Source organism: Parasphingomonas halimpatiens (assembly GCF_036663795.1).
Taxonomy (GTDB): domain Bacteria; phylum Pseudomonadota; class Alphaproteobacteria; order Sphingomonadales; family Sphingomonadaceae; genus Sphingomonas.
Map to the genome: position 1 here is coordinate 16,397 of NZ_JAXOJP010000013.1, position 13,622 is coordinate 30,018.

Sequence of the window (13,622 nt, forward strand, 5' to 3'; positions counted from 1 at the left end):
CTCGGCGGCGGTGCGGTTCAGTCGCGACGGCTGTTGTGCAGCGCGCCGTCGCGGCCGAGGCAGACCTCGCCCGCGCGGACCGGGTTCCAGCCCTCGGGGCTCCGGCGGACGATCGTCACCGTGCGGCAGATATTGGGCCACACCTCGCGCGACTCGCTCACCCGCACCACGCCGTGCCAGCCGCCGTCGCGCCAGCGCGTCGCCTCGCCGGTCTGGAAAGCGCGCGCGATCGCCGGGTCGATCGGCCCGCCCAGCACCCCGCTCAGCGCGATCGGCGCCTGGCCGTGCAGTGGGGCAGCGGCGGGGGGCGGTGCCGAGACATAGCCCGCCTGGCGTTCCTCCTGCTCGTCGGCCCAGTCGCGCGGTGGCGGGGGCGGCGCTGCGGCCCAGCGACGCGGGAGCGGCCGCGGCTCGTGCGCCCAGCGTGCCGGGCGGTTGCGCGCCGCGTCGATGGCTGACCAGATCTGCGGCCGTGCGCCGGCCCAGGCATCGTCGCGGCACTGCTGGTCCTCGTCACAGACGCGCCGCACCGCCCGCTCGACGCGCTCCTGCAGCAACGCGACCCCGGCCGGCGAGGTCAGGTCGAGCCCGGCATGGCTCACCGCCAGCGAGCGCGGGCGATATCCATCATCATAGCCGGCCTGCAGCGCGACCGCGGAAACCCCCGCGATCGCGATCACGCCAATGCCGGCAAGCACCGATTTGAGCACCGGTCGCTCCTTTTCCAACACGCACCAGATGCGGCCCAGCGGCCGATCAAGGCGCGAGAATATGGTTAAAGCGCGCGCCTGTCGCGGGTCGATTTGCACCTGTCTCGTTCAGGGACGAAGTGTCAGGGACCCCCTACGGTCCCTGACAATATTCTCCGTCAGAACGGCCGGCGCTAGAACTTCGCGCCGAGCTTGAGGCCGATCGTCCGCGGCGTCGTGACGACCGCATAGACCCGGTCGCAGATGCTGCACTGCACGCCGCGCGACAACTGGCCACGCTCGTCGAACGCGTTCTGGATGAACAGCTCAGTGGTATAATTGCCCCAGTCATAGCCCAGCCGGAAGTCGGCCGTGGTGAACGCCGGCAGCCGGCCGGTGATCAGGTTGTTGTCGAAGCGGATGTCGGTCGCGGCCGAGCTCTGGTGATTGACGACCGCCTGGAGATAGCCGTTCCCGCTGCCGATCGGCATGGTGTAGCGCGCCTGCGCGCTGCCCTTGAAGCGCGGCGTGACCGGCAGGCGCGTGCCCTTTGCCGCACTCACACTGTTGAGCTTGCCGGTCGCGACATCGATATTGGTGCAGGCATAGGCCGGGTCGTCATAGGTACACAGATTCTGCCGCGTCTTGGCGTCGGTGTAGGAGCCCGAAGCACTGATCGTCAGCTGGCGGATCGGCGTCCAGGTCGCCTCGAGCTCGATGCCCTTGATCCGGGCGTTCGGCCCGTTGTGCACCTCGGTGAAGCTGTTCTGGCCGAGATAGGCGAACTGGAAATGCGCCCAATCCTGCATGTAGAAGGCGCCGTTGAACCGCAGCGACTTGTCGAACAGCGTCGTCTTGAAGCCGATTTCGTAATTGGTCAGATAATCGGGCAGGTACGGCGCGACGGTCCCGCGCCGGTTGATGCCGCCGGGCCGGAAGCCGCGCGACCAGGTCGCATAGAGCAGCACATCCTTGGTCGGCTTCCAGGTCAGGTTGAGCTTGTGCGTGAAGCCCTGGCCCGACGCGACCTTGGGGTCGACCTGCCCCGTCGCGGTATTGAACACGCCGAGATTGGTGCACGGCCCGCCCGGTACCGACGCCGGCAAAAGGGTCCCGTTCTTGTTGGCGCCGAGCGGGGCGCCGGTCGTGGTGAAGCACTGGATCACGCCGGTCTTGGAGCTGCCGATGGCGTTGAACGGGCCGGCGGTATAGTTCTGGGCGAGTGGATCGGCCTTGCCCGGATTGCGGCCGAAACCGAAGAAGCCGATCAGCGTGTTGTCGTAGATGAAGGCGCGGCCGCCGGCGTTGAGCGTGAGGTTGGGCAGGATGTCGAACGCGGCCTCGCCGAACATGGCATAGTCGCGATCGACGCGATCCTGCTGGGTCAGCCACAGCGTGCCCGGAGAGCCGTTGACCGACAAAGCGGAGGCGAGGCCGGGTACCTGGTAATCCTGATGGATCAGATGGGTCTGGCGCTGATAGAACAGCCCGGCGACGACGCGGAAGCGATCGGTCGTCGGCGAGGCGACGCGGAATTCCTCGCTGTGCTTGGTGAAATGGTCATAGCCGATGATCAGCTGGCGCGGATCGATCGTCTTCCCGGCATTGTCCCAATAATAGAGATAGCCGGCAAGGCCGCCCGCGGTCTCGTACAGATTGTCATAGGTCTGGGCATAGTCGGTATAGTCGCTCGACGCGTGGATCTTGCGGTCGAAATAGGCGCCGGCATAGGTCAGGTCCCAATTGCCCAGCTTGCCCTGAATGGTCAGCGCCGCCTGGATGAAGCGGTCATGCTGATATTCGGGATAGAAATGCTGCACCGACAGGCCGGGCAGGCTCGTATCCGCGCCGAAGCTGCCATGGTTGTGCTGGTCCTGCGCCAGTACCGTCGGCGTGATCGTCCAGCCGTCGTCGAGATCGATCTGCAGCGCGGCGCGGCCGCCGGCGATCTCGACATCGTTATAGTTGTTCTTGACGAATGCCGCGTTCGTCACCGTGATGCCGCCCGGCTTCGGGAAAAAGCTCCGCGTGCCGGGAATATTGTCGATGAAACCGGCGTCGCGCTGATACCAGCCGACCGCGCGGAAGGCGATGTTGCTGGCGAGCGGCACGTTGACGAAGCCCTCGAGCTTGCCGCCGATGCCGCCATGCGCGACGCTGTTAATCTCGCCATCGACCTTGCCGTAAAAGCCGGTCATGTCGGGCTTGTTGGTGATGATGCGGATCGTGCCGGCTTCCGACGAGGCGCCGTACAAAGTGCCCTGCGGGCCGGCGAGCGACTCGATGCGTGCCACGTCGTAGATGTGCACGTCGATCGTGCCGCCGATCGTCGTCACCGGCTGCTCGTCGAGATAGACGCCGACGCTGGGCAGCGGCCCCGAATGGTTGCCGTCGCCGCCCGAGGCGACGCCGCGGATATAGACGTTGGTGTTGCCCGGCTGGCTGGTCTGGAAGGTGACGCTGGGCAGCAGCGCGGCATAGCTGTTGAAGTCGGAGACGTTGAGCTGCTCGAGCTTGGCCGAGGTCAGCGCGACGATGCTGATCGGCACGTTCTGCAGGCTCTCGCTGCGCTTCTGCGCGGTGACGATGACGTCGGGCACGGTGCCGTCGTCCTGCGGCGCCTGCGCCGCAGCGGGAGCCGCCGGCGCGGCGGGCGCTTCCTTGGCGAAAGCCGGCGGCGCGATCAGCGCGCTCGAGGCAAGAAGTCCGGTCAACAGGGTGCGGTGCGCGGCGAACATGGTATCCCCCAAGGCAAAAAAGGCCGAAGCGGATGCTGCGGCGCGGCATCGCGCCGGTCAATGCCAAAGCGAAACGATTGGCAGCGAGCGCGCAACTTGGTGCGCGCGGCGTGTCATTTCGGTGACATATTCAGTCGAAAGCCGGCGCGTCGGGGTAATCGGCCAGCGTCTTGCCCAGCGCGTCGCGGAGCGGCGCGAGCCACGGATCGAACGGGCGCCACGCATCCATCCCGTCGCGCGAAATCGGCCGGCGAACCTGTTCCGAACTCGGCGTGCGGACCGGCCGGGTATTCTCGTGAAAGCGCAGGCACGCCTCCTCGAACGGCAGGCCGCAGGCGGTGAGCAGCGCGCGCACCTCGCGCTCGGGATCGTCGACCAGCCGCTCATGGATGACGCGGTGGACGCGCCCCGGTAGCACGGCATCGACATGCGCCATCAGCCGCACATAATCGGCATAATAATGGCCGAGATCGACGAGGTCATAGGCGAAGCCCTGGCCGCGCGCGAAATGCTGCTTGAAGTTCGACCAGCAGCAATCGAGCGGGTGGCGCCGCGCGTCGATGATCGTCGCGCGCGGCAGGATCAGGTGGATAAGCCCGGTGTGCAGCCAGTTGTTGGGCAGCTTGTCGATGAAGCGCGGCTTGCCCTCGCGGCGCAGCGCGCGGGTGCGATCGAGGTAACGCTCGCCCAGGTCGCGCAACAGCGTCGGCTCGGCCGTGCTTAGCCCTGCGGGATAATCCGCGATGCGACCCGCCAGCACCGGGATGTCGGGCAGCTCGGAGGTGCCCTCGACCTGCGAATGGCTGGCGAGGATCTGCTCGATCAGCGTCGAGCCGGCGCGCGGCATGCCGAGGATGAAGATCGGGTCGGGCGCGTCATAGCCCGCGCCGGACAGGCGATCGAACAGCGCCGGGGTGAGCGTCGCGATCATGCGATCGACCGTCGCGGTCGTCTCGGCCGCGTCATAGTGGATCAGCGCGCGGCGGTGGCGGTTGGCGGCGTCGTAGCAGGCAAAGGCGGCCTCGGGCGCGCGGCGGTCCTCATGCGCCTTGCCGAGCGCGAATTCGAGGTGGAAGCGGTCCTCCGCCGCCAGGCCGTCGGCGGCGAGCGCGTGCTCCATCGCGGCGATATCGGCATCGTCGAAACGCACGGTCTTGAGGTTGGCAAGGCTCCACCACACCTCGCCGAGCGTCGGGGCAAGCGACAGCGCGCGGCGATAGGCATGGATGCTGTCGTCGAGCCGGCCGACGGTTTTGAGCACATGGCCGTGGCTCATCCACACCTTGGGCTGGTCGGGATGCTCGGCGAGGATGCGCTCGTAGAGTTGGATCGCCTCCTCGAACGCGCCGAGCCGGCCGAGCGCGGCGGCGCGCAGATTGTCGTGGCTGGCATTGTCGGCGCCGGTGGCGGCGATGCGATCAAGCTCGGCGAGCGCCTCGACCGGCTTGTTCTGGCGGTGCAGCACGGTGGCGAGGTTGGCGCGCGCGGCGTGGAAGTCGGGCGCCAGCTCGACCGCGCGGCGCAGCAGATTTTCGGCGTCGCGATATCGCCCGATCCGCCCGGCGAGCTCTGCGAGCATGCGGATCGCGGCGATGTCGGTCGGCTGTTCCTTCAGGCGCGCGCGGAGCAGCGGCTCGGCGACGGGCAGGTCGTTGCGCGCGAGGCCGTCGGCGGCGGTCAGCAGGTCGCGGTCGCGGATCGACAGCTCCAGCGCGCGCAGATGCGCGATGCCGCCGGCCTTCGCGTCGCCGATGATATGCCAGGCGTCGCCGATCGCGCGCCAGGCGGTGGCGGGGAGGGCAGGTTGGCGCTCGGCGGCGCGGATTGTGGCGCGGGCCTGGTCGGTATGGCCGGCGTCGCTGAGCGTGCGGATCTGGGTGAGCAGGTTGGTCATCGCGCGTCACCCCTTTCGACTTCCCCGGCGAAGGCCGGGGCCCAGTTGGGAAGGCTGTGGTCGGGTAGCGCAGCGCTCGTGCAATGAACGCTCCGTAACTGGGCCCCGGCCTTCGCCGGGGAAGTGCTTCCGGTACTGGAGCAGACAGCGCGCATCATCGCCCTCGATTATGGGTCGAAAGCGCGCCTGTCCATCGCGCAAGCCCTTAGCCGATACCAAGCACGTCCAGCGCCGCCCGCGCGATCTCGGCATTCTCGCGAGACGGGAGGACAGCGACACCGCCGATCGGGAGGCCCGCGCCGGTCAGCTCCGCGGTTACCTGATCGCGCACGCCGTCATCATGCTCGCCGATGCCGCCGGTGAAGACGAGCAGGTCGATCCCGCCCAGCGTCACCGCCATGCCGGCGACCTGCCGCGCGACCGAGCGGCAGAACATCGCGATTGCCAGCGCTGCGGCGGGTTCGGCCGAGCCGCGCAGCGTTCGGACGTCGCCCGACAGACCCGAGATGCCCAGCATGCCGGACTGGCGGTCGATGAGTTCCTCGATCGTCGCCGCATCCATGCCGCGCACGCGCATCAGATAGAGCAGCAGACCCGGATCGAGATCGCCCGCGCGCGTGCCCATGATCACGCCGCCCGAGGGCGTCAGCCCCATGCTGGTGTCGACCGAATGCCCGGCACGCACCGCCGTGACGCTGGCGCCGTTGCCGAGATGCGCGATAACCAGCCGTTCGGGCAGGGCATCGCCGAGCTGGCGCAGGATCGACTGGCACGACAGGCCGTGAAAGCCGTAGCGCCTGACACCGTCGGCGCGGAGCGCGTGCGGAACGGGCAGCGTCGCCGCCATCTCGGGCAGGTCGGCGTGGAAGCCGGTGTCGAAGCACGCCACCTGCGGCACGCCGGGGTAGCGCGCAGCGGCGGCGGCGATCAGCGCCAGCGCGGCGGGGTCGTGGAGCGGGGCGAAGGCGGTCGCAGCGCGCAGCTGGTCGAGCACTGCGGCATCGATCAGCACCGGCTGCGCGAGCGTTGGCCCGCCATGGACGATGCGGTGCCCGATTGCCGCCAGCGCAGCGCCGCCGCGCGCGGCATCGATGCGGTCGAACAGCGCCGCCGTCTCCAGCCCCGCCTCCGCGCTGCCGGCGGCGATCTCCAGCACGCCGTCGCCGGCCGCGAACAGCGCGAACTTGATCGACGACGATCCTTCGTTGAGCGTCAGGATCAGCGGCGCCGTCACCGCGTCCATTGCCAGTCGCGCACCTCGGGCAGATCATCGCCCTGTTCGGCGATGTAGAGCTTGTGGCGCTCCATCGTCGTCCAGTAGCGCGCGGTTTCCGCCTCGACCCGATCGTGCAGGCGCGGGATGCGCTCGATGGCGTCGAGCGCGAGGCGGTAGCGATCAATGTCGTTGAGCACCGCCATGTCGAACGGCGTCGTCGTGGTGCCTTCGCCCTTATAGCCGCGGACGTGGAAATGCTCGTGCCCGGCGCGGCGGTAGCTCAGCCGGTGGATCAGCGTCGGATAGCCGTGAAAGGCGAAGATCACCGGAATGTCGGTACCGAACATTGCCGCGAAGGCGGTGTCGTCGAGGCCGTGCGGATGTTCCGAGGGCGGCTGCAACATCATCAGGTCGACGACATTGACGACGCGGATACGGATGTCGGGAACATAGCCGCGCAGCAGTGTCACCGCCGCCATCGTCTCGAGCGTCGGCACGTCGCCGGCGCAGGCCATCACCACATCGGGGATGCCGTCGTCGCTGGCAAAGTCCCAGATGCCCGCGCCGATCGTGCAATGCCGCACGGCCGCGTCGATATCGAGCCATTGCCATTCGGGCTGCTTGCCGGCGACGATGACGTTCACATAATCGCGGCTGCGCAGGCAGTGATCGGCGACCGACAACAGGCAATTGGCGTCGGGCGGCAGGTAGATGCGCGCGACGTCCGCCGTCTTGCTCGCGACATGGTCGATGAAGCCGGGGTCCTGGTGCGACAGGCCATTATGGTCCTGTCGCCAGACATGCGAGGTCAGCAGATAGTTGAGCGAGGCGATCGGCTCGCGCCACGGGATGTGGCGCGTGACCTTGAGCCATTTGGCGTGCTGGTTGACCATTGAATCGACGATGTGGACGAACGCCTCGTAGCAGGAGAACAGCCCGTGGCGGCCGGTGAGGAGATAACCCTCCAGCCAGCCCTGGCAGAGATGTTCGCTCAGCACCTCCATCACGCGGCCGTCGCGCGACAGGTCGGTGTCGTTTGGCTCGACCTCGGCCATCCACGCTTTGCCGGTCGTCGCGTAGACCGCCTGCAAGCGGTTCGAGGCAGTCTCGTCGGGGCCGAACAGACGGAAGTTGGTCATGTTGCCGGCCATCACGTCGCGTAGATAACCGCCCAGCACCGCCGTTGCCGCGGCCTTGACGCAACCAGCGGTGGGTACGGCAACGGCATAGTCGCGGAAATCGGGCAGGCACAATGGAACGAGCAGCTCGCCGCCATTGGCGTGCGGGTTCGACCCCATGCGGCGATGCCCGGTCGGGGCGAGCGCGGCATAGTCCGCGCGGAACTTGCCGCCTTCGTCGAACAGCTCCTCGGCACGGTAGCTGCGTAGCCACGCGTCGAGCTGGTCGAGATGGCCGGGCGTCGCGAATTCGGCGATCGGCACCTGATGCGAGCGCCAATTGCCCTCGACCGGCTTGCCATCGACAACCTTCGGGCCGGTCCAGCCCTTGGGGGTCTGCAACACGATCATCGGCCAGCGCGGGCGGCCGGTGTCGCAACCGCCGTCGCGCGCCGCCGTCTGGATCGTCCTGATGCGCGCAATCACTGTGTCGAGCGTCGCGGCGAGCGCCTGATGGACCTCGGCAGGGTCGTCGCCGACGACGAAAAACGGTTCATGGCCATAGCCGCGCAGCAGCTCGGTCAGCTCGTCGCGGCCGATCCGCGCGAGGATCGTCGGGTTGGCGATCTTGAAGCCGTTGAGGTGGAGGATCGGCAGCACCGCGCCGTCGCGGACAGGGTTGAGGAACTTGTTGCCGTGCCAGCTGGCCGCCAGCGGCCCGGTCTCGGCCTCGCCATCGCCGATCACGCAGGCGACGATCAGCTCGGGATTGTCGAACGCCGCGCCGTACGCATGAGTCAGCGCATAACCGAGCTCGCCGCCCTCATGGATCGACCCCGGCGTCTCGGGCGCGACATGGCTGGGGATGCCGCCGGGCCAGGAGAATTGCCGGAACAGCCGGTCCATCCCGCCGGTGCTGCGCTCGATCGCCGGGTAGCGCTCGGTATAGGAGCCTTCGAGATAGGTGTTGGCGACGATGCCGGGGCCGCCATGGCCGGGGCCGATCACCGCGATCATGTTGAGATCATGCGCGACGATCACGCGGTTGAGGTGCGCGTAAAGCAGGTTGAGGCCGGGCGTCGTGCCCCAATGGCCCAGCAGCCGGGTCTTGACGTCGGCCAGCGCCAGCGGCCGTTCGAGCAGCGGGTTGGCGCGCAGGTAGATCTGGCCGACCGACAGGTAATTGGCGGCGCGCCAATAGCCGTCGATCAGGCGCAACTGGTCGGCCGACAGCGGCTCCGCGTCCGGGGCGGGGGTTGCTTCAGGCGGGCGATCAAGCGGGCGTTCGGTGATCGTGGTCATGACGGGTCCTGACGGACTGGAGGAAGATCGCAGATCGGGCGATGCGCCGGGCCATGACGCCGTTGACGCAGCGCCGTTCAGTCGCCGGCGGCGTTGCCGATCGCCGTCTGGGCCCTGGCCTCATGCCGTTCGGCGAGGATCTCGCTGCACAGCTTGCGCGCCTGTTCCTCGACGGTGAACAGATTCTCCTCGACGAACTGTTTCTTGAGGCCCTCGACGATCGCATCGAAATGGACGTGCCCGCCCGATCGCATGCCGAAGACGCTCATCAGATATTGGTCGAACGCCTGGCGCAGCGCGCCGAGCTGGCCCTGTTCGTCGAGCCACGACGCTGTCATGCCCGAGCTCGAAAAGATCGCCAGCCGCTTGTTGCGCAACACCGAATCGGTGACGTGATCGCGGATCGAGGAAGGGGTCAGCGCGACGCCCATCACGCGGTCGATGTAACCCTTCACGATCGCCGGCGGCATGCCGAACCAGATCGGGTAGACCAGCACCAGCACGTCGGCGGCGCGGAGATGGCTCAGCTCGTTGGCGACGTCGGCGGACATGCCGGTCTGGCGCCCGGGGCGGCGATCCTCGCGCAGGCGCGGGTCGAAATCGAGCGCGTAGAGGTCGCGCAGGATGGCGTGCTGGCCACAGGCCTTGACCGCCGCGCAATAGCGCGACGCGACGGCGTGGTTGAAGCTGCCGAGCGAGGGATGGCCGAGCACAACGACATGGCGCGGGGCATCGTCAGGCACGCTGGAAGTCGCGGGCATCGGTTATCTCCATGTCAGAAAACAAAGGGCGCAGGTCGCCATTTTTGCAACGCCGCCCGATGGCGGTTCGTTCCGTCAGCGACACGATTGCTTCGCCTCGGGGGCCGGACATCGCGCTATTCCCCCAACGCCTTCTTGCCGCGCGGCGCGGGCGAAAAAATGTCCCAGCTGACCATGAACAGCCCGGCGATCAGCGGCCCGACGACGAAGCCGTTGAAACCCATCAGCTCGAACCCACCCATCGTCGAGACCAGCACGAGATAATCGGGCATGCGCGCGTCGCGGCCGACCAGGATCGGGCGGACGATATTGTCGACCGTGCCGATGACGAAGAAGCCGCACAGCCCAAGCACGATGCCCTGCCACACCGAACCGGTCACCAGCAGATAGATGGTGACCGGGACCCAGATCAGTCCGGTGCCGAGCGCGGGGAAGAGCGAGAAGACCCCCATCGCCATCGCCCATAACAGCGCGCTGGGAATGCCGAGCAGCCAGAAGGTGATGCCGCCGATCGAGCCCTGCAGCACGGCGACGACGAGGCTGCCGCGGATCGTCGCGCGGATCACCGCGATGAAGCGCGCGAACAAAGCCTCGCGCTGTTCCGGCGGCAGTGGGATGGCATGCTCGATCCGCGTCGCGAGCGGGCGCCCGTCGCGCAGCAGGAAGAAGGTGATGTAGAGCATTACGGTGAGCGCGACGAAGAACCCCAGCGCGCTCTGGCCGAGATTGACGGTCTGGGCGAGGATGGTCTGGAAGCTGTCCGCCACGCCCTGGCCGAGCTTGGCGCGTACCCCGTCGATATCGCTGAGGCCGACATCCTGCAGCCAGGACCTGATCCAGTCGGGGAGATGCGCCTCGGCGGTGACGAAGGCGCGGCCGGGGTCGATGTCGCCGCTGCGCAGCCGTGCGTAGACCGTGCCGGCCTCGCGCACGAGCGCGACGGCGAGCAGGATGGCCGGCACGATCACCACCCCGACGATCACCAGCAGCGTGATCGAGGCGGCGGTGTTGCGGCGCGCGGGCATCGCGCGCAGCAGGCGCTGGTTGAGTGGATCGAACAGCAGGGTGGCGACCACGCCCCACAGGATCGCGCCGGAAAAGGGCGCGGTGACCCAGATGAAGGCCAGGGTGACGGCGACGACCAGCAACAACAGGAAGGCGCGTGCCGGATCGATCGCGTAGCGCGGACTCATGCGGCGATGGGCCGCACTGTTGCAGGTTTTGCCGGACGTCTTGCCATCATCCACCTCATCAGCGGCTTGCAGGCCTCGAGCAGGAGCAACAGCAATAACCCGGATCCGAGTGCGAGCGCCATATCGAGCCAGGCGATCTCGCCGAATTTGAGCAGTTTCTGCGCCGCCGGAATGAACAGGATCAGCGCGGTCACGCCGCAGACCGCCGCGACGACATAGCGCAGCGCGGCATTGTGGCGCCGGAAGGCGTCGCCGAGCGAGGCGCTGAACGAGCGGTTGACGAGGATCAGCGCGAGGATCGCGGCAACCAGCGCGAAGAACATCAACGCGCGCAACTCCTGCTCGGCCATGCCCGACCAACGCTCGACGAAGAAGATCGTTGTTAGCATGGCAAAGGCGAGGCCGCCCTGGAACACGCTCCATGCGATCATCGGCAGCGCGAAGAGAGGTTCCGCGGGATCGCGTGGTGGACGCTCCATCAGGTCGGCCTCGCCGCGCTCGGCCTCGAACACCAGCGCGCAGACCGGATCGATGACCATTTCGAGCAGCGCGATGTGGATCGGCCCGAACAGGATCGGCGCGCCGAACAGCAGCGGGAGCAGCGCCAGCCCGGCAATCGGCACGTGCACGGCGAAGATGAAGGCCATTGCCTTGCGGATATTGTCGTAGATCCGCCGACCGAGCCGCACGGCATGGACGATCGCGCCGAAATCGTCGTCGAGCAGCACGATCGCCGAGGCCTCGCGCGCGACGTCGGTGCCGCGCTTGCCCATCGCGACGCCGATATGCGCGGCCTTGAGCGAGGGCGCGTCGTTGACCCCGTCGCCGGTCATCGCGACGACCTCGCCGTCTGCCTTGAACGCCTGGACGATGCGCAATTTCTGCTCGGGCATGATCCGGGCGAAGACCGTGACTGTCTTCAGCCGTTCCGCCAGTTGCGCATCGTCGAGCGCGGCGAGATCGGCGCCGGTCAGCACGTCGCCATCGGCGATGCCGGCCTGGGTCGCGATCGACCGCGCGGTCGCGGCATAGTCGCCGGTAATCATCACGACGCGGATGCCCGCGCTGCGACATTCCGCCACGGCGGCCGCCACGCTCGGCCGCAACGGATCGGCAAGGCCGACCAGCCCGGACAGGGTATAATGATAGTCGTGCTGCGACGCCGCCCAGTCACGGTCGGGGGCGATGGCGGTGGCGACCGCGAGCACGCGGATGCCGCGCGACGCCATCGCCTCGACGGCGGCGATCATCGCCGTGAGCGCATCGGGCGGCAGGCGGCACAGGCCGGCGATCGCCTCGGGCGCGCCCTTGGCGGTGATCGTCAGCTGGTCGTCATGGTCCCACACATTGGACATCGCCAGCAGATCGGGGCGCAGCGCATAGGCATGCGCCAGCGCGCCCGGCTGTGGCGCGACGGTCGCGGCGGCGCTGCGCGCATCGTGCAGCGCGATTTCCATCGGGTCGCTCGGTGCGACGGCGCTGGCGCGCGCGGCGGTTTCGACCAATGCGTGGAAGATGTCGGGGACGGGCGCATCGCCGACGGTGGCGATCGTTTCGCCCGAGGGCAGCCAGAGTTCGGCGACCGACATGCGGTTTTCGGTCAGCGTGCCGGTCTTGTCGGTGCACAGCACGGTCGCCGAGCCGAGCGTCTCGATCGCTGCGGCGCGGCGCGTCAGCACCCCGACGGCACCGATTCGCCACGCGCCCATGGCGAGGAACACCGTCAGCACGACGGGAAATTCCTCCGGCAGCATCGACATGCCGATCGCGATGCCGGCGAGCGCGGCATCGATCCAGCCACCGCGCAACAGGCCGTAGAGCAGCACGACGAGCAGCGCGACCGCGCCGCCGCCGAACGCGCACCAGGTGACGATGCGCGTCGTCTCGCGGCGCAGGCGCGGCGCCTCGCTGTCGAGCGTGGCGAGCGACTGGCCGATCTTGCCGATCTCGCTGCGCGGGCCGGTCGCGACGACGTGGGCGATGCCGCCGCCGCGCGCCACCAGCGTGCCCGAATAGACATAGGGCTGGTCCTCGCCGCCGGGCCGGTGCGGCGTGTCGGGTGCCGCGCCAGAGGGCGCGCGTTTGCCGACCGGCAGCGATTCGCCGGTGAGCAGCGATTCGTCGGTCTGCAGGTCGGTCGCCTCGACCAGCAGCGCGTCGGCGGCGATGCGGTCGCCCTGTTCGAGCACGAGCAGATCGTCGCGCACCACCTCGCGCCCGGCGATCCGCACGCGCGTGCCGTCGCGAATGACCAGCGCGCGCGGTGCCGAAAGGTCGCGCAGTGCCTCCAGCACATGTTCGGTGCGCGTTTCCTGTACGACGGTGACGACGACGGAAAAGGTCGCGAAGGCGAGCAGGATCAGCGCCTCGGTAAGATCGCCGAGCAACAGATAGGCGACACCGCCCGCCAGCAGCAGCGCGAGCATCGGCTCGCGCAGCACCTCGAGCGCGATGCGGAAGATCGAGCGCTGGCCGCCGCGCGGCAGTTCGTTGGGACCGTCGGCGGCGAGCCGCGTTGCCGCCTCTGCGGCGGTCAGGCCGGCCATGGCGGCGGCCGTCATCGCGCGAGCAGCAGGGGCGGGGGCAGGCGCAGCCATTCGATCATCGCCCGGCTGGCGCCGCCGGGGACGAAGGTGCACGGGGTCGGCACTGGCTTCAACGTTGCTTCGGATCGCTCGAAAAGAGGCATTTTGTCTCCCACGCACGAGGTC

General features: G+C 68.1%; 9 protein-coding genes. All 9 read right to left on the bottom strand.

Annotated elements, in window-relative coordinates; translation table 11 throughout:
- Positions 1-17: 17 nt before the first annotated feature.
- Positions 18-710 (bottom strand): UrcA family protein, encoded by a 693-nt coding sequence (locus tag U1839_RS14265; protein WP_332804279.1) that lies wholly within the window; start codon positions 708-710, stop codon positions 18-20.
- A gap of 173 nt (positions 711-883) precedes the next feature.
- Positions 884-3,427 (bottom strand): TonB-dependent receptor, encoded by a 2,544-nt coding sequence (locus tag U1839_RS14270; RefSeq protein WP_332804280.1) that lies wholly within the window; start codon positions 3,425-3,427, stop codon positions 884-886.
- 130 nt (positions 3,428-3,557) lie between these two features.
- Complete coding sequence (locus tag U1839_RS14275; RefSeq protein WP_332804281.1) at positions 3,558-5,321, bottom strand: tetratricopeptide repeat-containing sulfotransferase family protein; 1,764 nt, start codon at positions 5,319-5,321, stop codon at positions 3,558-3,560.
- 205 nt (positions 5,322-5,526) lie between these two features.
- Complete coding sequence (locus U1839_RS14280) at positions 5,527-6,564, bottom strand: acetate/propionate family kinase (RefSeq protein WP_332804282.1); 1,038 nt, start codon at positions 6,562-6,564, stop codon at positions 5,527-5,529.
- On the bottom strand, positions 6,552-8,957 hold the full coding sequence (locus tag U1839_RS14285; protein WP_332804283.1) for a phosphoketolase family protein: 2,406 nt from the start codon (positions 8,955-8,957) through the stop codon (positions 6,552-6,554). The genes U1839_RS14280 and U1839_RS14285 overlap by 13 nt, the downstream gene beginning before the upstream one ends.
- A gap of 77 nt (positions 8,958-9,034) precedes the next feature.
- Positions 9,035-9,718: an NAD(P)H-dependent oxidoreductase gene (locus tag U1839_RS14290; RefSeq protein ID WP_332804284.1), complete on the bottom strand. Its 684-nt coding sequence runs from the start codon at positions 9,716-9,718 to the stop codon at positions 9,035-9,037.
- Positions 9,719-9,834: 116 nt separating this feature from the next.
- Positions 9,835-10,911, bottom strand: a complete 1,077-nt coding sequence (locus tag U1839_RS14295) for an AI-2E family transporter (RefSeq protein WP_332804285.1) — start codon at positions 10,909-10,911, stop codon at positions 9,835-9,837.
- Complete coding sequence (locus U1839_RS14300; protein ID WP_332804286.1) at positions 10,908-13,472, bottom strand: cation-translocating P-type ATPase; 2,565 nt, start codon at positions 13,470-13,472, stop codon at positions 10,908-10,910. Before U1839_RS14300 ends, U1839_RS14295 begins: the two co-directional genes overlap by 4 nt.
- Positions 13,469-13,600: a hypothetical protein gene (locus tag U1839_RS14305; protein ID WP_332804287.1), complete on the bottom strand. Its 132-nt coding sequence runs from the start codon at positions 13,598-13,600 to the stop codon at positions 13,469-13,471. Before U1839_RS14305 ends, U1839_RS14300 begins: the two co-directional genes overlap by 4 nt.
- Between the last annotated feature and the right edge of the window lie 22 nt (positions 13,601-13,622).